Annotated in this window: 21 protein-coding genes; 12 read left to right on the top strand and 9 right to left on the bottom strand. The window is 37.0% G+C overall.

From position 1 onward, the window contains the following. On the bottom strand, nucleotides 1-765 hold a 765-nt coding region (locus tag AC1DDX_RS03550), incomplete at its 3' end, for an AraC family transcriptional regulator (protein WP_477621776.1). Between the two features lie 323 nt (nucleotides 766-1,088). Between AC1DDX_RS03550 and AC1DDX_RS03545 the strand changes: the two genes are divergently transcribed. The 5 genes from AC1DDX_RS03545 to AC1DDX_RS03525 all read left to right on the top strand — a co-directional run bounded on the left by AC1DDX_RS03545 (nucleotide 1,089) and on the right by AC1DDX_RS03525 (nucleotide 9,520). Next, the gene (locus tag AC1DDX_RS03545; RefSeq protein WP_288882227.1) at nucleotides 1,089-3,425 is read left to right on the top strand and encodes a glycoside hydrolase family 95 protein; all 2,337 of its coding nucleotides are present in this window, start codon (nucleotides 1,089-1,091) and stop codon (nucleotides 3,423-3,425) included. A gap of 137 nt (nucleotides 3,426-3,562) precedes the next feature. Continuing rightward, complete coding sequence (locus tag AC1DDX_RS03540) at nucleotides 3,563-6,811, top strand: SusC/RagA family TonB-linked outer membrane protein (protein WP_172661254.1); 3,249 nt, start codon at nucleotides 3,563-3,565, stop codon at nucleotides 6,809-6,811. 11 nt (nucleotides 6,812-6,822) lie between these two features. Then, on the top strand, nucleotides 6,823-8,238 hold the full coding sequence (locus AC1DDX_RS03535) for a SusD/RagB family nutrient-binding outer membrane lipoprotein (RefSeq protein ID WP_288882230.1): 1,416 nt from the start codon (nucleotides 6,823-6,825) through the stop codon (nucleotides 8,236-8,238). A 284-nt stretch (nucleotides 8,239-8,522) separates the two neighbouring features. Beyond that, nucleotides 8,523-8,888 carry a hypothetical protein gene (locus tag AC1DDX_RS03530; protein ID WP_048907333.1) on the top strand — a complete coding sequence of 122 codons (366 nt, stop codon included), beginning with the start codon at nucleotides 8,523-8,525 and terminating at the stop codon, nucleotides 8,886-8,888. A 101-nt stretch (nucleotides 8,889-8,989) separates the two neighbouring features. Further along, nucleotides 8,990-9,520, top strand: coding sequence for a ferritin (locus AC1DDX_RS03525; RefSeq protein WP_172661252.1), 531 nt, complete (start codon nucleotides 8,990-8,992; stop codon nucleotides 9,518-9,520). Between the two features lie 229 nt (nucleotides 9,521-9,749). Here AC1DDX_RS03525 and AC1DDX_RS03520 read toward each other — a convergent pair whose 3' ends face one another. Further along, a complete protein-coding gene (locus tag AC1DDX_RS03520) occupies nucleotides 9,750-10,340 on the bottom strand; it encodes a thymidine kinase (protein WP_048907331.1) in 591 nt (196 codons plus the stop codon). A 98-nt stretch (nucleotides 10,341-10,438) separates the two neighbouring features. On the opposite strand from AC1DDX_RS03520, the gene AC1DDX_RS03515 reads away from it, so the two are divergent. After that, nucleotides 10,439-11,488: a hypothetical protein gene (locus AC1DDX_RS03515; protein WP_288882234.1), complete on the top strand. Its 1,050-nt coding sequence runs from the start codon at nucleotides 10,439-10,441 to the stop codon at nucleotides 11,486-11,488. Nucleotides 11,489-11,490: 2 nt separating this feature from the next. On the opposite strand, the gene rodA is transcribed toward AC1DDX_RS03515, so the two are convergent. The 7 genes from rodA to purN all read right to left on the bottom strand — a co-directional run bounded on the left by rodA (nucleotide 11,491) and on the right by purN (nucleotide 19,375). Then, on the bottom strand, nucleotides 11,491-12,759 hold the full coding sequence (gene rodA / locus AC1DDX_RS03510; protein ID WP_172661250.1) for a rod shape-determining protein RodA: 1,269 nt from the start codon (nucleotides 12,757-12,759) through the stop codon (nucleotides 11,491-11,493). Then, nucleotides 12,752-14,698: a penicillin-binding protein 2 gene (gene mrdA, locus AC1DDX_RS03505; protein WP_172661249.1), complete on the bottom strand. Its 1,947-nt coding sequence runs from the start codon at nucleotides 14,696-14,698 to the stop codon at nucleotides 12,752-12,754. The genes rodA and mrdA overlap by 8 nt, the downstream gene beginning before the upstream one ends. Continuing rightward, nucleotides 14,698-15,213 (bottom strand): rod shape-determining protein MreD, encoded by a 516-nt coding sequence (locus AC1DDX_RS03500; protein WP_172661248.1) that lies wholly within the window; start codon nucleotides 15,211-15,213, stop codon nucleotides 14,698-14,700. Before AC1DDX_RS03500 ends, mrdA begins: the two co-directional genes overlap by 1 nt. Further along, nucleotides 15,203-16,042, bottom strand: coding sequence for a rod shape-determining protein MreC (gene mreC, locus AC1DDX_RS03495; protein WP_172661247.1), 840 nt, complete (start codon nucleotides 16,040-16,042; stop codon nucleotides 15,203-15,205). The genes AC1DDX_RS03500 and mreC overlap by 11 nt, the downstream gene beginning before the upstream one ends. A 43-nt stretch (nucleotides 16,043-16,085) precedes the next feature. Continuing rightward, nucleotides 16,086-17,108 carry a rod shape-determining protein gene (locus AC1DDX_RS03490; RefSeq protein WP_048907325.1) on the bottom strand — a complete coding sequence of 341 codons (1,023 nt, stop codon included), beginning with the start codon at nucleotides 17,106-17,108 and terminating at the stop codon, nucleotides 16,086-16,088. A gap of 88 nt (nucleotides 17,109-17,196) precedes the next feature. Next, nucleotides 17,197-18,723, bottom strand: a complete 1,527-nt coding sequence (gene purH / locus AC1DDX_RS03485; protein WP_288882238.1) for a bifunctional phosphoribosylaminoimidazolecarboxamide formyltransferase/IMP cyclohydrolase — start codon at nucleotides 18,721-18,723, stop codon at nucleotides 17,197-17,199. A gap of 73 nt (nucleotides 18,724-18,796) precedes the next feature. Beyond that, on the bottom strand, nucleotides 18,797-19,375 hold the full coding sequence (purN, locus tag AC1DDX_RS03480; protein ID WP_172661245.1) for a phosphoribosylglycinamide formyltransferase: 579 nt from the start codon (nucleotides 19,373-19,375) through the stop codon (nucleotides 18,797-18,799). A gap of 420 nt (nucleotides 19,376-19,795) precedes the next feature. On the opposite strand from purN, the gene rpsT reads away from it, so the two are divergent. The 6 genes from rpsT to pheT all read left to right on the top strand — a co-directional run. Beyond that, the gene (gene rpsT, locus AC1DDX_RS03475) at nucleotides 19,796-20,050 is read left to right on the top strand and encodes a 30S ribosomal protein S20 (RefSeq protein ID WP_048907321.1); all 255 of its coding nucleotides are present in this window, start codon (nucleotides 19,796-19,798) and stop codon (nucleotides 20,048-20,050) included. A 72-nt stretch (nucleotides 20,051-20,122) separates the two neighbouring features. Continuing rightward, nucleotides 20,123-20,821 carry a RadC family protein gene (gene radC / locus AC1DDX_RS03470; RefSeq protein ID WP_477621775.1) on the top strand — a complete coding sequence of 233 codons (699 nt, stop codon included), beginning with the start codon at nucleotides 20,123-20,125 and terminating at the stop codon, nucleotides 20,819-20,821. A 5-nt stretch (nucleotides 20,822-20,826) separates the two neighbouring features. Beyond that, nucleotides 20,827-21,564 carry a prolipoprotein diacylglyceryl transferase gene (locus AC1DDX_RS03465; protein ID WP_288882239.1) on the top strand — a complete coding sequence of 246 codons (738 nt, stop codon included), beginning with the start codon at nucleotides 20,827-20,829 and terminating at the stop codon, nucleotides 21,562-21,564. After that, nucleotides 21,561-22,967, top strand: a complete 1,407-nt coding sequence (locus AC1DDX_RS03460) for a radical SAM protein (protein WP_172661242.1) — start codon at nucleotides 21,561-21,563, stop codon at nucleotides 22,965-22,967. The genes AC1DDX_RS03465 and AC1DDX_RS03460 overlap by 4 nt, the downstream gene beginning before the upstream one ends. A 2-nt stretch (nucleotides 22,968-22,969) precedes the next feature. Further along, nucleotides 22,970-23,167 carry a hypothetical protein gene (locus AC1DDX_RS03455; RefSeq protein WP_048907319.1) on the top strand — a complete coding sequence of 66 codons (198 nt, stop codon included), beginning with the start codon at nucleotides 22,970-22,972 and terminating at the stop codon, nucleotides 23,165-23,167. Nucleotides 23,168-23,244: 77 nt separating this feature from the next. Next, on the top strand, nucleotides 23,245-25,302 hold a 2,058-nt coding region (gene pheT / locus AC1DDX_RS03450; RefSeq protein WP_477621774.1), incomplete at its 3' end, for a phenylalanine--tRNA ligase subunit beta.

The raw sequence follows: 25,302 nt of genomic DNA, 5'->3' as shown, positions 1-25,302 counted from the left end.
GTATAGGAGTACACATGCCCTTTGCAATTTCAGGTGAATCAGGTAATCCATTGGAGACATACCTGTAGACTTTTTAAACATTTTTGAAAAATGTGAGGTAGACAAGTTGTTTTTACTCGCAAGATCTTCGACCGTAAGTCTCTCACTTAAATTGCTCTTCATGTACGCCACAGTTTCCTTAATCATATTCTTTTCATCCTGAACTTTAACGCTACTATGCTTTTCGGGATAAAGAAAAGTAGCCAGAAGATGATACATGCATAAATTTGTATTTGTTAGATTTTCTTTGCTATAACCAAGTTCTAAATTTTGGTACATGGATTCCCAAATTTGGATGCCCTTTTCATTCAATAAAATTTGCTGTGCACCATCATAAAGATTAATGTTAAATTCCTTGTTAAAAGTATCGATGTCCTTCCCACTAAAATGTACCCAATAAATTGTCCATGGATCATTTATGTCTGCTCCATAACTCATGGCTACTTTTGTAGCTGGTACAATAATAAACTCATTCGGACCAACATCTAAGCGCTTGTCATTGATGATGAACCATCCTTTTCCTCTGGTACAATAGATCAGTATATTATCGGTACAGCCCTCGGGTCTTTCTCTATAATGGTAAGCCGCTTTTGGGAAATAACCGATATAGGTAACATATAGTTGATTCATTACGCGATTACCCTTAATTACACTTTTCCACGCAGAGGCTGGGATACTGATGTATTTTTCTCCCTCAAATCCATCTTGTATTTTTTTCTCGTTCATGTGTCATGTATCTAACAAGTATAGGGATTATTCTTCTTATTTGGGTTTGCTATTTGATGGGATTGATCATTCTTAGTCTAGCAATAGTATTTTATTAGTGTATTCTTAAGATATGATAATGCTATTGATAAGTGAATAGTTCATGTCGATGAATGTTTTTGCTATTTTTTTATTTGTGTCTGTCGTCTATTTTTGTTTAATCCTTAACTTTTTCAACAGAGATAAGATAGTTTAATCCATTCTTTTTTAAAGTTTGTACATTTTAAAAGAAATCAAGACCAGCTACTTTTACCTTCATATAGCAACCAAGTATAACAAACCGAATGACTAGAAGACTATTTTCGCTATTTTTTTTAACAGCCTATGCTACTTTAAAAGTTAGCGCGCAACAAAAGCCATTAAATTTATGGTACGACAAACCTGCACAAATATGGGAAGAAACTTTGCCTCTAGGTAATGGAAGATTAGGTATGACTCCAGACGGCGGGATATCGAAAGAGAAGATTGTATTAAATGACATTACACTTTGGTCGGGTGGTCCTCAGGATGCTAATAATTACGAAGCTTACAAAAGTTTGCCGAAGATACGAGAGTTGATACTTCAAGGAAAAAACGATGAAGCCCAGGATCTTGTAAATAAAGATTTTGTTTGTAAAGGACTGGGTTCTGGAGGCGAAAAATGGGGCAAATACCAGGTGCTCGGAAATCTCGAAATTGACTTTAACTACGGAAACCTAAAGCCTGACGAAATAACTCCTGAAGCATATCACAGAGAATTATCTCTGGATAAAGCGATAGCCAACTGCAGCTATAAAGTAGATGGAGTAAACTATAGAAGAGAGTATTTTACAAGCTTTAGTGGGGATATTGATGTGATCAAAATAACAGCTGATAAACCCGGAAAATTAAATTGCAAAATCTCTATTAGCAGATCAGAAAAATCAGTAGTAAAAACCGAGGGAACTGAATTGCAAATGTATGGTCAACTTGATAATGGGACTGATGGCAAGGGGATGCAATATCAGGCCAGGGTAAATACAAAGTTGAAGGGGGGAAAGGTTACAGTAGATCGGAATGTTCTTATTGTAAAAAATGCAACAGAATTAGTTATTTACGTTTCTGCTGCAACAGATTTTAAAGGATTTGCATTTAAAGAGAAAACAAAGCAATTGTTATCTGCTGCTTTAAAAACTCCTTATGAACTCCAAAAAGGGAAACATATCTTAAATTATGCCAAGCTTTTTAAAAGAGTAAATATAGATTTGGGACAGGGAAAATCAGCTAAGTTTCCCACTAATAAAAGGTTAGACCTCTTTTATAAGAACTTTGCAGATGATAAATCTTTACCTGTCTTATTTTTTCAATTTGGTCGGTATTTAAGTATAAGCAGTACCAGAGTAGGCTTGCTTCCCCCAAACCTTCAGGGGTTATGGGCAAACCAAATCAATACACCATGGAATGGCGATTACCATTTAGATGTGAATGTGCAAATGAACCACTGGCCGGTTGAAGTATCAAACCTTTCAGAATTGAATTTGCCACTGGCAGAATTGGTTAAGAGTCTTGTAAAACCAGGAGAGAAAACCGCAAAGGCATATTACAATGCCGATGGCTGGATTGCCCACGTTATTACCAACGTGTGGGGCTTTACAGAGCCAGGAGAGAGTGCCTCATGGGGGGCAACAAATGCGGGATCAGGCTGGTTGTGTAATAATTTGTGGGATCACTATGCTTTTAGCCAGGATGTTAATTATTTAAAAAGTATTTACCCGGTTTTAAAAGGCTCTGCTAAATTCTATAAAAGTGTATTGATAAAAGACCCAAAAACTGGTTGGTCAGTAACCTCGCCATCGGTATCGCCCGAAAACACGTTCTATCTTCCAAATGGTAAAACGGCAAGTATATCCATGGGACCTACCATTGATAATCAGATTGTAAGAGAATTGTTTACTAATGTAATTACAGCCTCAAAGCTTTTAAATGTAGACGCAGAGTTTAGAAACGAACTGCAGGAAAAACTGAAATCTGTTCCTCCGGCAGGGGTAATCAGTAAGGATGGAAGAATTCAGGAATGGATAGAAGATTATAAAGAAACAGATTTACAGCACCGTCATATATCACATTTATATGGTTTATACCCAGCGTCATTAATTACACCTCTTTCAACCCCAGATCTTGCTGAGGCAGCAAAAAAAACACTTGAAGTAAGAGGCGATGATGGCCCTAGCTGGACCATTGCTTATAAACTATTGTTCTGGGCCAGACTACATGATGGGAATCGCGCATTTAAGCTGTTTAAAGAGATTTTAAAACCCACCTTGAGAACTGATATCAACTACGGTGCAGGTGGTGGTGTTTATCCTAATATGCTTTCGGCAGGTCCTCCTTTTCAAATTGATGGAAACTTTGGCGCAACAGCAGGAATCGCAGAGATGCTAATACAAAGTCATGACGGCTTTATTGATCTTTTGCCCGCTGTGCCTGATGCCTGGAAGGCTTACGGATCGATTAAAGGTCTAAGAGCAAGAGGAAATTTTACAGTTGATATGAGTTGGAAAGAGGGTAAGATTATCAGTTATCGCATCAGCTCAAACCATCCAAAAAGGGTAAAAGTTAAGGTAAATGGAAAGATCAGTGAGATAATGGCTTCCAGATTGTAATAAAATTGATAGCTACAATCAATTTGTGATGTATTTTAATAAAGATTAACCCTGTTTTGATCTGAGTTGATCAGGTTAGTCGCATTTTCTTCATTTTTTTTAGTATTTTTCTCTAACAAACCTAAAAACTAACCGACATGAAGAAATTTTCCCTAATTTTTTCCTGTTCCTTTTTTCTCGCATTTTATAGTTTTGCCCAGCAAGTTATCAGGGGTAAGGTAATGGATGCAAGTAACGGAACAGGAATTCCGGGCGCAAGCGTGCTCGTTAAAGGTGCTTCAACTGGCACCTCAACCCAATCCAACGGTTCTTATAGTATTTCAGTCCCTGCAAATGCCACAACTCTTGTTGTAAAATACCTTGGGTTTATTAGTCAGGAAGTAGCTATTGATGGTCGTACCGAAATCAATATCTCATTGATGCAAGACTCTGAGTCATTATCAGAAGTGGTAGTAACTGCTCTGGGTATTAAACGAAGTGAGCGCTCTCTTGGTTATTCCACTCAGGAGGTAAAAGGTGATAACCTAACGCTTACCAAAGAGCAGAATGTAATTGGTTCCCTTGCCGGTAAAATTGCAGGAGTGCAAGTTGTAGGGTCATCAGGAGCCAGCATGGGGGGTACCCAAAAGATTAAAATCCGTGGGGTTAATTCCCTTGCAGGCTCAGATCAACCCTTAATAGTGGTTGATGGAACACCGATATCTAACAGTAATTTCTCTAATGGTGGGGGAGGTGCTTCAGGTAGTGATGGAAGTTATACCGGTGCTGATTATGGAAACGTTGCTCAGGATATAAATCCTGACGATATTGAATCAGTGAACGTATTAAAAGGGCCAGCAGCATCAGCGCTTTATGGGTTACGCGGGCAATATGGCGTTATAATGATCACTACAAAAAAGGGAGCAAAAGGACCTAAAAAAGTCGATGTTCAATTTAGTTCTGCATTTTCAATTGAAAAGGTTGGGAATCTGATGCCAATGCAAAATTTATATGGGGCAGGTTCTAAACAAACCTGGAATACGCTTGATAATGGCCAGAAATATGTTCAGATGGATTATGATGAGAGCTGGGGCCCAAAAATGGATGGTACACCAGTTAGGCAAGTATTCAGTTTCTATCCTCAGGATCCTACATACGGACAGGAAACTCCGTTTGTTCCTCATCCTAATAATATTAAGGATTTTTTTGAAACAGGAAACAATGCGGTGAATAGCATATCTGTTTCCGGAGGTGGAGAAAATTCAACATTCAGGCTAAGTTATACCAATGGAAATATAAATGGAATTGAACCAAATACCTGGCTTAGAAGAAACAATCTAGGACTAAATGCTTCCCTTGATGTAACAACTAAGCTTACGGCATCTGCTAACATAAATTACGCAGGTAATAAAGGTCAAAGACCTTCACAAGGATATGATGGAGGGTCAAGAAACTTTGTGCAGTGGTTTCAACGGAATATAGATATGAAACGTTTGAAAGACTATAAATACGCTGACGGCACGTTTCTGCACTGGAACTTGGATGTGCCTAATTCCGATGGTTCGTTAGATAGCTACCAGCCTTTATACTGGAATAATCCGTATTTTGAAGCGAATGAGAACCTAAATAATGATGATAGAGATCGCATATTTGGTGATATTGGTTTAACTTATCAGGTTTTGCCTGAATTGAAATTAAGCGGCTTTGTCAGAACTGATAGCTATATTCAGAATATTGAGGAGCGGTCTGCCGTAGGTGGTCGTTATTTAAGTTCATTCTCTACTGGCAAATACCAGAACAAAGAAATGAATTATGAATTTCTTGGTCAGTATAATAAGAGCTGGGATGACTTTTCATTAGCTGCCAATATTGGTTCTAATATTTATACCCGTAAGTATAACTATTTACTTGAAAAAACAGAAGGGGGTTTAATTAGTCCCGACTTTTATAATATTGCGGCCTCAAAGGATAGGCCTACTGTTACGTCGTACCTACTTAGGCAACAGATACGAAGCTTGTATGCAATGGCATCTTTTGGATATAAAAACATCTATTATTTAGATGCATCAATCAGAAATGATAATACATCCACCTTGCCTAAAAAGAATAATTCTTACTACTATCCATCGGTTTCGGGTAGCATGGTCTTCGGCGAATTGTTAAAATGGAAACCGCTTTCATATGGAAAAGTACGACTTAGTTATGCAATTGCCGGATCAAATGTTAGTCCTTATAGAACGTCATTTGTATATGGAATTGGTGGTATATATGATGGTCCTCTAGGGACTATAAATACTATTTATGTCCCTGATGATATTAAAAATCCTGAATTAAAACCATCATTTGCTCATTCTTATGAAGCCGGTCTTGATTTGAAGTTTTTGAATAATCGTTTAGGAGTTGACTTTACGTTGTATAAACAGCAAAATAAGGATCAGATTATTGAGTTAAAAGTTTCGGGTACAACTGGATTTAATACTACTATAATTAATGCAGGTGAGATAGAAAACAAAGGGGTTGAACTCACCTTAAATGGGTCACCGATAAGATCTCAAAATTTCTCATGGGATGCTGCTTTTAACTTTGCACATAGTAAAAACCTGATTAAAAAGTTGGGTACTGATTCAAAGGTTTATCCAATTAGCTCAAATACCTATGCCGGTAAGTCAGTGTTCCTTAATTCTTATGAACTGGGCTCGTACGGAAGCCTTATCGGGCAGGCCTACCAGCGTGATCCTGCAACTGGTAAAATTCTGCTAGGAGCTAATAATATGCCACTTTACACACCCGCTACTCATAATTTTGGAACAGTGCTACCTCAATACACTGGCGGATTTCTAAATACATTTAACCTCTGGAAATTTAGTATAGCGGCGATGATTGATTTCCAAAAAGGAGGCCGATTCTTTAGCTGGTCCAAAATGCTTGCCCAAAAATCAGGACAGGCGGAAGAGACTGCTGCTATGAATGACAAGGGACATAATATTCGTGATGCTGTAGCTGAGGGTGGAGGGATAAAGATTAATGGCGTGTATGCTCCAGGCACTGTAATAAATGGCACTGATGTTAGTGGACAGGAAGCCAGTCCTTATGTTGAGGCAAGGGCCTACTACAGAAACACTCTAGGAACAAATGTGTATGAAGAGTATCTATATGATGCCTCATATATTAAATTAAGAGAATTAAGTATAGGATATACGTTTGACAAAAAAATGTTTTCTAAACTGCCTTTCCGATCACTTAAGCTTGCTTTTATTGCACGTAATCCTGTTATGATATGGCAAAAAGCACCAAAAGGACTGGACCCATCAGAACTATCAAGTGGAAGTTCATCCATCAGCTGGCTTGAAACGGGAGGACTGAACACAGTTCGTTCATATGGCCTTAACTTGAATATTAACTTTTAACATAGGCAGTCATGAAAAAGATAAATAAATCAGTATTATTCGTAGCGGCAACCGTGTTCTTGTTTTCTGGTTGTAATAAATTCGACGAATCCATAAACAGAGATACAAATAATCCAACGGTTGCCTCTGGTACCCAATTAATAGCAAACTCAGAGCTTAGTTTGCCTACTTTGAGCTCATCCCCTCAGGGAGAGTATTATGCTCAATTTCTGTCAGAAGCATTATATCCCGATCTCTCTCTTTATAATAATGTTAACTTCAGCTTTTATACGCTGTATACAGGCCCGTTGCAGAACCTGGAATCGGTTCTAACTTCTCCATCTTTAGTGCCATCAGAGGGGCCCATAAGTAACCAGCTTGCGGTTGCCAAGATCTTAAAAGCTTATTTTTTCTGGCATATAACAGATAGATGGGGAGATGTTCCATTTAGTGAGGCTTTAAAGGGAAAAAATAATTATACCCCCGCTTATGATACACAACAGTCAATTTATAATAGTCTCTTTAAGTTACTGGATGAAGCAAATTCACAAATTGTTGCAGGTGATATCTCAAACGATATTGTTTATAACGGAAACATGGAGCGATGGAAAAAGCTGGGAAATACCCTTCATTTATTAATAGCACTCAGACTTTCAAAGATAGATCCGAATACAGGAAAAGTGGAATTCAATAAGGCTTTAGCTGCGGGTATTATGGAGTCTAATGAAGATAATCTTGTCTACAAACATTTGGCGAATGCGGCTAATGAAAACTATTGGTATGATCAGATTTCAAACCAAAACCGTAAGTGGTGGGCTTTAAGCAAACCATTGGTAGATTATATAAAACCACTTGACGACCCAAGACTCAAGGTTTATGGGGATGCCAATAAAGTCGGAGACTATACAGGGTTAGAGTTTGGACTTGTAGAGGGCGTTGATAAAAAGGACCCCTCGTTACTGGGGTTAGCTATTCGTAAACAGGACGCCCCGGTTTACCTGGTTACTTTTGCGCAGGCTCTTTTTGCTAAAGCTGAAGCTGCAAAAATGAACTGGATTCCAGGGGCAGATGTCGAAGCTAAAACAAATTACGACATGGGAATTGAACAGTCCGTTAGGCAATGGAACAATGATGATATTAGTGGTCTGGCAAAAATGAAAGCACATGCCGAAATTCAATATAATCCTGCAAATGGCCTTAAACAAATTGCCTACCAGCGTTGGGTTCATTTATTTATGAACGGCTTTGAAGCATGGGCTGAGTGGAGAAGGACTGGTTATCCTGAACTGAGCTCACCCGTAGGTAATCCAGCTAAAGCAATTCCTAGAAGGCAGGCGTATCCAACAGAAGAATCATCTAACAACAAAGCACATTATTCTGAAGCGATCCAGCGACAATTTAATGGTACCGATGATTTAACTGGGCGATTATGGTGGGATAAGCCTTAAGACGCAAATTGGTTATGTCAAAATCGCTTAATATTTAGACAATTGTGTAAATCTTTTTATAAGCAAATCATGCTTTCTTTGAATTAACCGAGACACAAGCCAAATCTGAATAAGAAACCATCGTAAGTAGTAGCTTTAGAAAGTCTTCTTATGATGGTTTCATCTCTTTAATGCCAGGCGCTCAGAATACCAATCATTTAATTTTTTTAAAATAAATTACCAAACGATTTGGATTAATTCTAAATAATAGTAACCTTTGCAATATCAAGAGTTTAAATGTGAACATGCAGGATTTAGTTATACTACCTTCAATCAATTTTACAGAAGTATTTAATACTAACAAAGGTGCCATCTATCAATCAGACAGTGAGAACTGCTGGTATATAGATTTTGCCGGTAAACTTGCTCGTTTCGATTATCGTAACTTACTTAAACTTAAAAAAGCAGTTTATCAGATCGATATAGAAAATTTGCTTTTAAATAGCACCAAAGCACCAGATCTTGAAATCATTTTTATCTGCGCTTGCGATCATTGCTATGTACTTTCTATCCTGGAAATTATTGCTTTAAAAGAGCTATTACAAGGTACATTTGTAATGTTAGAGCTTAATCACATCATATTCGATCGTTTGCATCGTATAGTTGCCTGATTAACTTAGAATTAGAATCTTTCCATATTACTCTAATATTATCTATTCTTAATTTATTGCATTATTTTTGATGTTATAATATCATTTAAACGATAGTAATTATGAAAGATATCATTCGCGCAAAGTGCTTACTCTCATCAGATGTAGAGACACTTATTAACCAGCAAATAAAAAAAGAAGCCCACTCATCAGCTATTTATCTTTCTATGGCTTCATGGTGTAATCGCAATGGATACGACTTTTCATCTGATTATTTTTTCAAGCAAGCCGAAGAAGAAAGAGCCCATCAGCTTAAATTCTATAAATATGTTTTAGATATGGGAGGTACAGCAATTTCTCCTGACATCACAAATATCAAAATTGAATATAACTCTTTCCGTGAGGTTTTTGAAGAAGCTTTGGATCAGGAAATTAGCGTAACCCAATCTATTAAAAGCATTGCAGCTCGTTGCCATAAAGAACAGGATTATGTAACTCTTGAGTTCTTAAACTGGTTCTTTAGAGAACAAAGAGAAGAAGAATATAAAGCTCGTCGTGCCCTTGAATTGTTTGATGTAATCGGAGAAGAAGGAACTGGAAGATGGCAGATTGACAAACACGTTGGCCAGATTAAATACGAAAGCGAGGCTTAATCTAATTTAGCCAGTTTACCCTGGTATTTTAAGGTACATACTGATGAAACAGTATGTACCTTTTTTTGTTTATTGATAATATAGGCCATGTCAAAGAAACATAAAAAGAACAAACACTCTAAGCAGGAAAAAAAGGATAAAAAGAAAAAAGACTGCTGTGAGAAATACCTTAGAGGAAAACGATGTAAAAATTGTCCCCTGGCCTAGCTTTGTAATCACTTTATGCTTTTTAATTCAGGATAACGTTATCGGCCAAATGATAGCACCGTCTGCAACGAGGCTCATAACTGTCCTTTTCGCCTAATAATATTTTCGATTCGCTAGCAACTTTACGGAAAGAGTACATCGCCGGACTACCACAACGAACACAAACTGCATTTACCTTTGTTACCAATTCTGCAATAGCCATTAGCGCTGGTATGGGACCGAAAGGTTTACCAAGAAAATCCATATCTAACCCGGCTACAATAACCCTTATTCCTTTTTGAGCAAGTTTGTTGCATACGTCAGGCAGGTCTTCATCGAAAAACTGAGCCTCATCAATACCGACAACCTGAGTATTGGCATCTAAAAGTAGTATTGAAGATGATGTTTCTACCGGTGTTGATTGAATTGAATTTAAATCGTGAGACACCACTGCATTTTCGTCATATCTGGTATCTGTTTTAGGTTTAAAGATTTCAACATTCAGCTGAGCAATTTGAGCCCTTCTTAATCTCCTTAATAATTCTTCTGTTTTGCCCGAAAACATAGAGCCGCAAATTACCTCTATGCTACCGCAAAACTCTCCTCTTCTGTAATTTTGTTCGCTGAATAACATCGTATTGTAGTACTTATAGCCTGCTAATATCAGAATTTTGTAGTACTTTTGAATGGCAAGTTACCAACATAAAAAGTCAATTCTTCCGTTATTAAATTATGATGAACCAAGGTGATATTTTCAAAAAAATAGGACAAATACTAAACGAACTTCAAGATCAGTACGAGTTTTTAGCTCATAATCCAGAGCAATTGAATGAGTTAGAACTGGAACTGTTTATGGCAAATGCCAATTTTTTGTCGGATCATGTTCAAATTGTAAAGAAGTTAAATAACAATAAGCCTGTAAAGGAAATACCTGAACATACTTTAGACAGTGTTGTAGAAAAGGAAGAGCCTTTAATTTCTCAAGAACCAGAGAATGTTCGGGAAGTGGAAGAAGTTAAGAACCACGTTCCGTCTTTTGAATTTATTTTAAATGATAATTCATCAACTGATAAGTTTGACTTCGAAGAAAAATCTGTTGATAGTATTTTTGACAGGCCATTAAGTAAAGAAGAAGAACGCATTATTGCTGAAAAGCAGAGGTTAATGGAAAGCAAGTCGCAGTTTGAAACAACTGATCAGCAGCCGACTGAAAAAGTAACTCAGGAACCTGCTCTTGTGACTAGCGGAATTGAAGAAGCAACAATTGACGAGGAACCAGAACCAATTCAGGAACCCGTTGTTTATAAAGAAGAACCAGTCGTTCAAGTACAGGAAGAACCAGAAGCGCTAGAACCTGCTCCAATACCTACTCCTGAACCTGTTGTTTTTAAAGCCCCTGAGCCAGCCAAAGCTTTTGTAAATGAAACTACACCAGAACCAATACAACAAGAGCCTGTAAGTAATGTAAGGCCTACCTTAAACGATATTCTGGCAGGCAAGAACAATAATAGCTCTGTTAATTTGAATTTGGAAAGCAACAAGCCCACAATAACAGATCTTAAAAAAGGAATAACTCTTAATGAAAAACTATTATACATTAAGGATTTGTTTAATGGCTATAATCTTGCTTATTCCGAAGCCATCGACCTGATCAATAAAATGCCTGATTTAAAGACTGCAGATACGTTCCTAAAAAATAACTATGCAGAGAAGAACAACTGGGCTTCAAAACAGACTACTGTAGATAAATTTTACGAATTGCTAAGTCAGCGTTTTTCATAGGCTTAGATAAAGCCCATTCTGTTTGAGTCCAGCTTAAGGAATATAAACAACAATATTGTAAAACTCCAAAGCGATGATCCTCCATAACTGATAAAAGGTAGGGGTATGCCAATTACAGGCACAATGCCTATGGCCATACCAATATTTATGAATACGTGGAAGAACAGGATACTGGCAACACAATAACCATATACTCTGGAGAATGTAGATCGCTGTCGCTCTGCAAGGTTAATTAAGCGAAGTAAGAGGAATAAGAACAATCCAATCACTACAAAGCAACCTACAAAACCCCATTCTTCTCCAATTGTAGAGAAAATGAAGTCAGTACTCTGAGCTGGAACATAACCATATTTAGTTTGGGTCCCCTGTAAAAAACCACGACCTGTAAGTTGGCCCGAACCGATAGCTATTTTAGATTGTATCACATTATAACCAACACCCTTTGGGTCTATCTTTAATCCTAATATCAGCTCTATCCTTGTACGTTGATGCGGTTTCAAAACCTTCTCGTAGGCTAGTTTTACCACAAATAAATAAGCAATTGCTATTATTGTTACAAGAATTGCAGAAAACATAACCTTCTGTTTTCGCTTGTTTTGATAAACAAAGAAACCTCCAATAAGCAGAATAGTAGGAATTAATACTTTTAATGGAACAAGGAAGTCGGCCACAAATAACACAATCATTCCTAAAAAGATCAGCAAAAAGTAACCAGATAAACCTTCTCTGTACATTGGAAACATGAAAGCCAAAAATACAAGAGCCGATCCAGCATCAGGCTGAAGCATGATAAGCACAAGAGGAATGCCCATAATCAATCCCGCAAAAGCTATAGATTTTAAATCTCTGAATTTAGGACTGAAGCTGCTAATATACCGGGCGAGCAATAGAGCCGTACCAAACTTCGCAAACTCAGAGGGTTGCAATCGAAACCCACCACCTAGTGATATCCAGGCCTGGTTACCACCGACATTTCTACCAACCACCAAAACAATAATGAGTAGTAGTACTGTAACACCGTATACAATAGGCGAGAAGACGCTAAAGAACTTGGCATCCAATAGCAAAATTGAAAAACCCAACACCAGACCCGCAATAACATAGATCAATTGTTTTCCGTAATTGCTGCCAAAATTAAACACAGAGGTGTCAGTCGTGTTATGTACTGAAGCATAAATATTTACGTAACCAACCGCACACAAAGCAATGTAAATTAGGATAGTAATCCAATCTACATTGAAGAAGAATCTGTTGCTTTGCTGATTAGTCATTTTTTTTATCTATCACTTTTTTTGGTTCAACAGCATTAATGCTTTTTTTAAGTGAATCCGCTTTTTTAGCAGAATCAATAAGGGCTGCTTTGGTTTTCACTTTTGGTTTTGGTAGCGCAGGAAGAATAACTTGTTTTTTCATCCATTCTACTCCACCTCTTCTGTTTGGAGGTATACTATCTTTAAGATACTTCTCTGTAATATAACTTGCAATTGGCGCCGCATAAGTGCCCCCGTAGCCAGCATTTTCTACAATAACTGCGATGGCAATTTTTGGATTATCTCTGGGGGCAAAGCCAATAAATACGGAGTGGTTTTTGCCACGTGGATTTTGTACAGTACCTGTTTTTCCACACATTATAATTCCATCTATTCTCGAAGCCAAAGCAGTACCCCACGGCGAATTTACTGCTTCCTGCATTCCATCAATTACAGGCCCGAAGTGTGCTGCATCAACACCAACATAGTTTTTCTTTAGATATTCCTTTCTAATCACATGATCTTTTCCGATAGATTTAACCAGGTGAGGCTTTATATAATAACCTTTATTAGCAATGGCCGCCATAATATTTGCCATCTGTAAAGGGGTTGCATCCATCTCGCCTTGCCCAATGGCTAACGAAATTACAGTTGAATAGCCCCAATACTTGCTGTACTTTTTTGAATAATAAGATGCGTCGTATAGCCTTCCTTTACGCTCTCCCGGTAAATCTATACCAAGGGTATCGCCAAGGCCCCAGAGCTTTACTTTCTTTTGCCAGTAATCATATGCTACTTGCTGATTCCTATTAAATTTTTTCTGTGTTAATAGTTTCTGAAATACATAACATGCATAAGTATTACATGATCTGGCAAGACCTCTTCGCAATGCAATATTTCCGTCAACGTGCTCACATTTAGTAGTGTGGTTTCCAACACGGAAATAGCCCGGGCAATTAAATGTGGTGTTCTCATCAATAACGCCTTCCTGTAGCCCAATCAGCGCATCTAAAGGCTTAAAAGAAGATCCTGGCGAATAATAACCTTGTATAGGACGAATGTTAAGCACACGGTTTGGATTTTTAAGTAAATCCATATAATTATTGCCCTGTTGGCGGCCAACCATTAAATTCGGATCATAACCCGGACTACTTACAAAAGCGAGGATTTCGCCAGTAGCAGGTTCTATTGCTACTATACTGCCTACCTTATTTTTCAGTAATTCTTCACCTAGTTTCTGGATTCTTACATCCAGAGAAGATATCAATTGCTCTCCTGAAACCGCCGAAGTATCGAATTTCCCTTCCGCATAACTACCCTTTGGTACATTGTGCGCATCATAAAGCATATTTACTACACCCCGTTCACCTCTTAGCGCAGTTTCATAAGCTTTCTCTACACCTGTTTTTCCTATGTAATCTCCAGGTCTGTAATAGCCTTCAGATCTTTCAATATCGGTAGGGCTTACTTCTTTTATATACCCTAAAAAGTGACCGGCTATGCTATCGGGATACTGTCTTATCGTTCTGCTTTGTACAAAAAAACCAGGGAAACGATATAGTTTTTCTGACAGCGATTGATAAATACTTACGGAAAGTTGTTTTTCAAATATGCTAGGTTGGTATCTCGACTGGTTTAAAGCTTTCTTAAAATTCTTTTTGAATTTTATGGTATCAATACCAATAATGCCACAAAGAGCAAGCGTATCAAATTCTTTTACGTCGTTAGGTATAACCATTAAATCGTATACCGGCTCATTCTGTACAAGAATCTTTTCGTTTCTATCTAAAATAACCCCACGGGCCGGAAAAGTGTAAAGCTTCCTCAACACATTACTCTCTGCAGAAAGGAAATATTTGTCGCTAAATACTTGTATATAAAAAAGTGTACCTAATAATATCAATGAAACAACAATGAATAATCCTTGTACAATATATTTTCGGTTAAACAGATTATCCATTAGCGTACCTTTCTGTTATAAAATATAAACTCGATCAAGGTAACAAGAAACAGTGTGAAAATTCCACTTAAAAGACACTTTAGTAGCGTGTATGAAAATTCAGTTAATCTAAATGTTTCTAAAAAGAACAGCACAATGTGATGTGCAAAAGTGCATAAAAAAGCATATAGAAGAAACCATTTAATGCCCATATTTCCCAGAGTAGGTTCCGGTTCATCAAAGCCATCCCTGCTTACCGTTACAGAAATAAACAGTATCCTTACAAAAACTAAAGTTACACAAGCTGCGGTATGAACACCCAATGTATCATAAAATGCATCAAGAGTTAAACCGGTAACAAAGGCGATTAAGTAAAGTAACAGGTTGGGAATTCCAAATGGAAGCAATAGCAAAAACAATATGTAAACAAAAGGAGTTGCCATATTGTAGAAACTCAAATTCCTTAGTAAAAGGATTTGAAATAAAAGTAGTATAAACCACCTGACTACGTTTGTTAATACTAATCTACTGCTCATTGGGTAATTTCGCTTCTAATTCTGTTTGTTCCTTTGCTAGTTTATTTTTAATGACGTAAACGTATTGTAAGGTACTAAAATCATTGAACAGATTGATTTCAATGGTCATGAAGTTATCTCCGGTGGATATGCCAGTGTTACTAACTGTGCCCACAGGAATGCCCGAAGGAAAAAATGAGAACCCCGATGTAACTACCGTATCCTTTAGATTTACTTTAAAGTGATTAGGAATATCTTTAATATAGGCCTTTCTGTAATCGGAATTTCTGTCGCCCCATACTAACGATCCTACCGCATTGTTTCTCTTTAGGCTCACGCTAATGTGCGTGTCCTTATGTAGTAGCGAACGTACAGTAGCTAAGTGCTCAGAAACATCCTGTACAAAGCCTACAACGCCCCTTCCTGGCGAAATGACAGGCATATTAGTTTCCATGCCATCGGCTTTGCCACGATTAATAGTGATAAAGTTATTCCGGTTGGTAATGGAGTTTTTAATAACCCTGGCCGAAAGATAAGTGTATTGAGGTACTCCGGCCGTGTCTTTTACTACAACATCCTTAGCCGTGTCTATATTTTTAAGGGCAAGTATCTCCGTCTTCAGTTTCGCATTCTCTACTGCCAGGCTATCATTTACAGAACCCAGGTTAATGTATTTTTTTAATACATTAAGGTTGTTGTACACATCACCAACAACTTTATTTGTCGAGTTAATGGTTACACTTCGTTGGTAGGAGTTGTTTCTTACGGTAAGAACAACTCCAACAGTAAAGAAAATGATGAAGAAGAAAAATGCGTTATATCTGCTTATAAAAATCCAAAGGTTACGCATATTCTAAATATAAGAGGGAAGCCCTTAGTTTATCTTCATTTAATTATTGCATTAAAAATTTGAAACCGCCAATGTTTTTTAAGGCGATACCTGTACCACGTACAACTGCACGAAGAGGATCTTCTGCAACGTGAACAGGCAATTTCGTTTTAGCAGCTACACGTTTATCTAAACCACGAAGCAATGCACCACCACCAGTTAAATAAATACCTGTTTGGTAAATATCAGCAGAAAGCTCTGGCGGAGTAATCTCTAAAGCTTTAAGAATAGCCTCTTCGATTTTTGAAATTGATTTATCTAAGCAATGCGCAATCTCAGTATAAGATACGGTGATCTGTTTAGGAACCCCAGTCATCAAGTCTCTTCCCTGTACCGCAAAATCAGCTGGTGGATCCTGTAATTCAGGTAATGCAGCACCAACTTCAATTTTAATTTTTTCAGCAGTACGATCGCCAATCATAATGTTGTGCTGGCGACGGATGTAGTTTACAATATCAGAGTCAAAGTTATCTCCCGCAACGCGGATAGACTGATCACACACAATACCTGATAAAGCGATTACCGCGATCTCAGTTGTACCACCACCTATATCAATGATCATGTTGCCCATTGGTTCTTCCACATCAATACCTATACCTACTGCAGCAGCCATAGGCTCATGGATCAGATAAACCTCTTTAGCACCTGCAATTTCCGCTGAATCTCTTACTGCACGTTTTTCAACTTCAGTAATACCGGAGGGAATACAGATTACCATTCTTAACGAAGGGAACATCCAGCCTTTACCGCCATTTAACATGCGGATCATACCTTTGATCATGGCTTCAGCAGCATTGAAATCAGCAATAACACCGTCTTTAAGTGGTCTAACTGTTCTGATGTTATCGTGGGTTTTACCCTCCATTTGCATGGCCTGCCTGCCAATTGCTATAATTTTATTTGTTTGTCTGTCAAAAGCAACAATTGAAGGTTCATCAACTACTACTTTGTCATTATGTATAATCAAGGTGTTTGCCGTACCTAAATCGATAGCAACTTCTTGTGTAAACCAATTAAATAGACCCATTTATAGGTGATAATTTAAGTATTAAAAATTCTGTGTACTATAGTAATGTAAAACTACGTCTTTTTATTGTATTGAGAGACAAATAAAGTTAGTGTTTGAAATGTCTGATGCCAGTAGTAACCATCGTTATACCTTTTTCATTAGCCATATTTACAGAATCAGCATCTTTAATAGAGCCACCTGGCTGTAAAACTGCAGTAATTCCTGCTTCAGCAGCAATTTCTACACAATCAGGGAACGGAAAAAATGCATCTGAAGCCATTACAGAGCCTTTTAAGTCAAAACCGAAAGCCTCTGCCTTTACAATTGCTTGTTTTAATGCATCAACTCTTGAAGTTTGACCAACACCGCTAGATAATAGCTGATCGTTTTTAACAAATACGATGGTGTTTGATTTTGTATGCTTTACAATTTTATTTGCAAAATGCAGATCAATTAATTCCTGGGCAGTAGGTGCTTTTTCTGTTACAGCGGTCATTTGATCCGGACCTTCGATAACTAAATCCTTATCCTGCTCAATAACTCCGTTTAACAAAGTTTTAAATTGTTTTTTGCTCAATTCTACATCGTTTCTCTGTAAAATTACCCTGTTCTTTTTAGCACGGAAAAGCTCAACAGCTTCAGGCTGATAAGAAGGAGCAATTAATACTTCAAAAAACAATTTATTAATTTCTGTTGCTGTAGCAAGGTCAATCTCTCTGTTGGCAATTAATACACCACCAAATGCAGAAACCGGATCACAAGCTAAAGCTACGTTCCAGGCATCTAAAAGATTTGTTCTTGAAGCTACGCCACAAGCATTTGTATGTTTTAAAATAGCAAATGTAGGCGCCTCAAATTCGTCAATTAATGCAACAGCAGCATCAACGTCAACAAGGTTGTTGTAAGAAAGCTCTTTGCCATTTAATTTAGTGAACATTGCATCTAAATCGCCATAAAACACACCTTGCTGATGTGGGTTCTCGCCATATCTTAAGATTTGTGCTTTGCTGATACTTTGTTTAAATACGTTAAGCGGTTCTTCAATATTGAAATAATTGAAGATTGCAGTGTCGTAGTTAGAAGAAGTATGGAATGCTTTTTTGGCGTATGCTTTACGTTGAGCTAAAGTAGTCTCTCCATTCTGATTTTCCAGTTGCTCCTGTAAAGTTGAATAATCATCTTTAGAAGCAAGGATTACTACATCATTAAAGTTTTTAGCTGCTGCTCTGATCAGTGAGATGCCACCGATGTCTATTTTTTCAATAATTTCTTCTTCAGAACCACCAGCTTTTAGTGTTTCTTCGAAAGGATATAAATCAACAATAACAAGATCTATTTCTGGAATCTCATACTGAGAAATTTGTTCCTGATCTGAAATTAAAGCTCTGCGGTTTAAAATACCACCAAAAACTTTAGGGTGTAAAGTTTTAACTCTTCCGCCTAAAATTGAAGGATAACCCGTAAGGTCTTCAACTGCGGTAACAGGTAAATTTAAATCTTTAATAAATTGTTCTGTACCTCCGGTAGAAAACAATTGAACACCTTGTTTTGCCAGCAGGCGAACTAAAGGCTCTAAACCATCTTTGTAATAAACTGAAATTAAAGCGTTTTTGATCTTTATCGATTGACTCATTAGAGAAAAATTTTGAGCCGCAAAATTAGTTTTTTTAACCGAGAAATTAGTATGCCTAAATAATAAAAATATACTATTTTTTTATCTTTTTAATAATCCCATCTATGATACGGGGATAATGCTGGTGCTCTAATTGCTGGCCTTTAAACTTAATCATTTCCAAATTATCGTCTTTGTCAATACGGTATTTTGCCTGATAAATATATTCTCCTTCATCGTAATTTTCATCAACATAATGTATTGTTATGCCACCTTCAGTTTCCTTGGCAGCCAGTACCGCATTATGTACATGATCTCCATACATTCCTTTTCCGCCAAACTTAGGTAATATAGCAGGGTGTATGTTTACAATACGTCCCGGATATTCATTTATTAAATTTTTAGGGATTAGCCATAAAAATCCTGCTAATACAATCAGATCCACATCCAGATTTTTTAGCAGATCAATAATATTATCGGTTTGATAAAATTCATGTCTGTCAAAAATATGAGAAGGGATTTCAAAATTGTCTGCACGCTGTAGAACGTAGGCATCAGGGTTGTTGGTAAGCACCAATGCAATTTCTACTTCAGGGTTATTTTTAAAATGCTCCATTAGCTTTTGGGCGTTAGATCCTGACCCTGAGGCAAATATGGCTATACGTTTTTTCATGGGGCAATATAAATTGAGGCTATTTATTCTTTTTCAAAGGTAGTAATGTTATCATTATGTCCAAAAATAGCATTTTAAGCGTTTAATGAAAGCTTTTAATTCGGTTTTTTGATTGATAAATATAGCTGTTGGTATTGATCGGCACTGTGTTAGAATGTTGCTGGTTCGACGCTGGTTCGACATTACTTCGCAAAACAGGTGTTTTTTTCGAACAATTGGTGCTCTAAATTCGATTTATCTAATATCTAACATGTATTAATGTGGTATATTGATGATACAAGTATTTATGTTGGAGAAGATTAAAAAAAATATTTATGTTCTGATTTTGCATTTTAAAAACATTAGTTCTATATTTGCAGTCCGAAAAATAAGAAGAAATAAAAGAGCTGGTCTCAACATAAAATATTTTAATAACAAAAAATGGCAAATCATAAATCTTCATTAAAAAGAATTAGAGCAAACGCAACTAAACGTTTACGTAATAGATATCAAGCAAAAACAACTCGTACGTTTATTAAAAGACTGCGTGCTGCTGAAGATAAAAAAACAGGACTAGAATTACTTCCTAAAGTAGTTTCTATGTTAGATCGTTTAGCCAAAAAAAGCGTTATTCACAAAAATAAAGCAGCTAACAACAAATCTAAATTAACTAAGTTTGTTAATAGCTTAAAATAAACATAGCTTTACAATATTGTAAAAGGGATATGCATTGCATATCCCTTTTTTTATGTTCAAAAAAGCGTTCCAATGAAACCATATCAACCAAAACTGGGGATAAAATTATGGGCAGAGGCAGATAGGCCTCGCGAAAAACTATTACTTAACGGCCGCAGGCATTTAACCGATGCCGAGCTTATAGCTATTTTAATTGGTTCTGGAAACAGAAATGAAAGTGCTGTTGATCTAAGCAAACGAATACTTGCCGAGTATGGAAATGATCTGGATGCACTAGGCAAAGTTTCTGTTAAAAGCCTTTCGAACTTTAAAGGCATTGGAGAAGCAAAAGCAATAGCTATAGTTGCCGCATTAGAACTGGGTCGTAGGAGAAAGGATACAGGAGCAACAGAGGTGGTGCATATAGCATCATCAAAGGATKCCTTTGAAATAATGATGCCGGTTTTTGCCGACTTAAATCATGAAGAGTTTTGGATCTTGATCTTAAATACGGCAAATAGGGTAATCGGAAAGCAGATTATTAGCAAAGGTGGGTTGGCAGGTACGGTAGCAGACCCAAAAATTATTTTTAAAACTGCACTTGAACATAACGCAGCTTTTATTATTCTTGCTCATAATCATCCTTCAGGAAATCTGAAGCCCAGCAGTCAGGATTTACAGCTTACAAAGAAGCTGGTAGAGGGAGGGAAGATGCTTGATTTACAAGTATTGGATCATCTTATTCTTGCAGATAAGGGATATTATAGCTTCGGAGATCAAGGGTTAATCTGATAAACATGAATTTTCCCGTTCGTTTTGAGCTTTTTGGTGAGTTATATCATTGGCATTATATTTTTGAAACACTAGCCTTTCTTATAGGCATTAGGGTTTATTATTTCTTAAAGAAAAAGATAGTTGATCCTATTTCTGATGAAAACAGGTTGTGGATTATGCTGGGGGCAATGATTGGTGCACTTATTGGCTCCCGGGTCATTGCTGCGCTTGAGGATCCGGAATCAATAAAACATTTAAGTTTGCTGGCATTCTTCAGTAATAAAACTATCGCAGGAGGTTTTATTGGAGGGTTGTTTGGCGTAGAGCTTATCAAAAAAATTATAGGCGTAAAGATTGCCTCCGGTGATCTTTATGTAATACCAATTATAGTTGCCTTGTTTATTGGGCGCATAGGTTGTTTTTTAATGGGTATAGATGAGCCCACTTTTGGTGTTGAAACACATTTTTTTACGGGGATGGATCTGGGTGATGGTTTAAAAAGACATCCAGTGGCACTCTATGAAATGATCTATATGGTGTTTCTTTTCCTATTCTTTATTTTTTTGAAAAAGAGGCTGATCAATGGCGATCACTTTAAATTGTTTATGGTTTTATATTTTTTATATCGATTTCTGGTAGAATTTATTAAACCGTATCACCCATTGTTTTTGGATTTAAGTGTGATCCATTGGATTTCATTGTTTATATTCAACTATTATTACAAATTTATTCTTCGCATCTCAAATAGCATCCTCAAATGAAAATAAGAAATTATATCTATTACGATTATACAAAAAGTCTGTGTCCGGAATGTCTGGAACTAATAGATGCAAAAATTGTTTTTCAGGATGAGAAGGTTTATATGCTAAAACATTGTAAAACCCATGGCGATAGTAAAGTTGTGATTGCCGACGATGTAGAGTATTACAAGCAGATCAGAAATTACAACAAACAGTCTGAGATGCCTTTGAAATTTAATACCAAGGTACATTATGGTTGCCCATATGATTGTGGCCTCTGTACAGATCATGAACAGCATTCGTGTTTAACAATAATAGAAGTAACAGACCGATGTAATTTAAGTTGCCCAACCTGTTATGCTATGTCTTCTCCGAGTTATGGTAGGCACAGAACTCTTGAAGAAATCAATAAAATGATGGATACGGTAGTGGCGAATGAAGGGGAGCCGGATGTGGTTCAGATTTCTGGAGGCGAGCCAACTGTGCATCCCGACTTTTTTAAAATTCTTGATCTTGCAAAGAGTAAGCCCATTAAACACCTAATGGTAAATACAAATGGAATTAGAATTGCAAAGGATATTAATTTTGTTGAAAAGCTGGCCTCATATATGCCTGATTTTGAAATTTATCTTCAGTTTGACAGTTTTAATGCAGCCGTTTTAACAAAGTTAAGAGGAGAAGACCTTACAGAAGTAAGGAAAAAGGCGATAGATAATTTAAATAAGTTTAATGTTTCGACCACATTGGTGGTAACGTTACAAAAAGGCTTGAATGACCATGAAATTGGTGATATCCTAGATTACGCTTTAAAACAAAAATGCGTGCGTGGAGTAACATTTCAGCCAACCCAGGTTGCCGGCAGAAATGACAATTATAACGATCAGCAGGGAAGGATAACGCTTACAGAGGTTCGTAGGAAAATATATGAACAGTACCCATTGTTTACCCCGCAGGACCTGATTCCGGTGCCTTGTAACCCTGATGCACTTTGTATGGCTTATGCGTTAAAAATTGGGGATGACGTAATACCTATGACACATTTAATTAATCCAGAAGATTTGCTGAACAATTCAAAAAACACCATCGTTTTTGAACATGATGAGAAACTGAAGGAGCATCTGCTGAATTTGTTTAGTACAGGAATATCTGTTGATTGTGCAGAGGGAGAGTTTGGAGAGCTTATGTGTTGTTTGCCAAGAGTAAAATCAGATCATTTGAATTATAATAACCTGTTTCGCATCATTATAATGAACTTTATGGATCCTCTGGATTTTGATGTACGGGCAGTAAAAAAATCATGTGTTCATATTGTGAGTGATAAAATGAAGATCATCCCATTTGAAACAATGAATATTTTTTACAGAGATAATAAAATCGATGATATCAGAGAAAAGTTAAACGAACGTTTTAAATTAATACAGTAATTATGATTGCTCTTCTTTTATTGTATTGGGCAGCTGTTGCCATCATATTTATAGTTGGTATTATCATGATGATTGTAGCGACAGCAAATAACAAACCTGTAAAGCCGGGTCTCAGATTGGTTATTCTATCAGTTATCTTATTAGTAATAGGAGCAGGAGCATGTGCCATTATGTTATCGGGATTGGGAGGTATGCATTAATGGCATTTCTCTTTTAGCATTCCCCTTTAAAATATTATCTTTGCGTTTTCCCAGTATTTCATACTAGATACCAGATAATGAAGATATCATACAATTGGCTTAAACAATTCATACAAACTGATAAAACACCTCAGGAACTTTCTCTTATATTAACAAATATTGGACTGGAAGTAGAAAGCTTAGAAACCGTGCAGCCTGTTGCTGGTGGTTTAGCCGGATTGGTTATAGGTCATGTGTTAACTTGCGTACAACATCCTAATGCAGACCGTCTTCGTGTTACAACCGTTGATGTTGGCGGACCAGATATTTTACAAATTGTTTGTGGTGCTCCAAACGTAGCTCAGGGCCAAAAGGTTGTGGTTGCTACTGTTGGCACTACCGTTTACCCAAATGAAGGGGAGCCTTTTAAAATCAACAAATCAAAAATAAGAGGAGAAGTATCCGAAGGGATGATCTGTGCAGAAGATGAGATTGGTTTGGGCGTTTCTCATGACGGAATACTTGTTTTGCCAGCCGATACTGCAATTGGTATTTCTGCTAAAGAATATTTTAAGCTGGAAGATGATTATCTTTTTGAAATAGGTTTAACACCTAACAGGGCAGATGCTGCTTCGCACTTAGGTGTAGCAAGAGATTTAGCTGCTTATTTGCGTAAAAGTATTCAGATGCCTGACGTTTCTGGCTTTAAAACGAATAATGAAAACCTTAAAATTGAAGTTAAGGTTGAAGATACGAATGCTTGTCCGCGTTATAGCAGTGTTACCATAAGTGGAGTTACTGTCAAAGCTTCTCCAGATTGGCTTCAGGATAAATTAAAAGTAATAGGTATCAGACCCATCAATAACATTGTAGATATAACCAATTATGTTTTACATGATCTGGGTTTACCACTTCATGCTTTTGATGCTGATCAGATAAAAGGTGCTAAAGTTTTTGTTAAGAAATGTGCTGAAGGAACACCTTTTGTAACGCTTGATGGGGTTGAGCGTAAGCTTTCTGCTGAAGATTTGATGATCTGTAATGCAGAAGAACCTATGTGTATTGCAGGGGTTTTTGGAGGCAAAACCTCGGGAATAACTGATGCCACTAAAAATGTATTCCTGGAAAGTGCCTATTTCGACTCTGTTTCTGTGCGTAAAACGTCTAAACGCCATGGTTTAAAAACAGATGCTTCGTTCAGGTATGAGCGTGGTGCTGATCCAGAAATAACAACTTTTGCTTTAAAACGTACAGCGCTATTAATTCAGGAATTGGCAGGCGGTGAAATCGCTTCGTCGGTTTCAGATGTTTACGCTAATCCTATAAAGCCTTTTGATGTTGAAGTTAGCTATCAGAACATCAATAAATTAATTGGAGCTAATATTCCCGATGCAGAAATTAAAGATATAATTACTGCATTAGGCATTGAAGTGGCCAAAGAAACCACCGAAGGTTTGGAGCTTAAAGTGCCAAGCTTTAAAGTTGATGTAACCCGCGAATGCGATGTTACTGAAGAGGTTTTAAGGATTTATGGCTATAATAATATTGAGATTCCTAGTAAAATAAATGCATCACTATCTTATGGCACTAAGCCAGATAAAGAGCAAACACAGCATGTTATTGCTGATATGTTAACTGCTAACGGCTTTTTAGAGATCTGGTGTAATTCATTAACAAAGGGAGCTTATTCAAAAGTGCCTGAAGAAGCAGTACAGATCTTAAATCCATTAAGTTCAGATTTAAATGTAATGCGCCAGGAATTGCTGTTGCCTGCCCTGGAGAGTGTTGCTTATAATTTAAACAGGAAAACTGCTGATATTAAATTTTATGAATTTGGTAAAACCTACCATTTGATAAATGAGAAATATGTAGAGCGCCCAAGGTTATTAATTGTGTTGTCAGGTTCTAATCAATCTGAGCAATGGAACCATAAAGCCTCGCCGGTAAGTTTTTATAATTTAAAAGCTGCAGTTGATGCCGTTATTGGTCGCCTTGGCATAACAAACTATCAAACTGAAGAAGTTAAAAATGAAAGCTTTGCTTTTGGTTTAAAATACTTTAGAGGTGATAAAGCAATTGTAACTTTTGGAGCTGCAACAGCTGCAGATAAAAAGAAACCTGATATTGATAAAGATGTTTATTATGCAGATTTTGAT

This window comes from Pedobacter sp. 10L46_2 (assembly GCF_056395165.1).
This window is presented reverse-complemented; position numbering and strand designations above follow the sequence as displayed.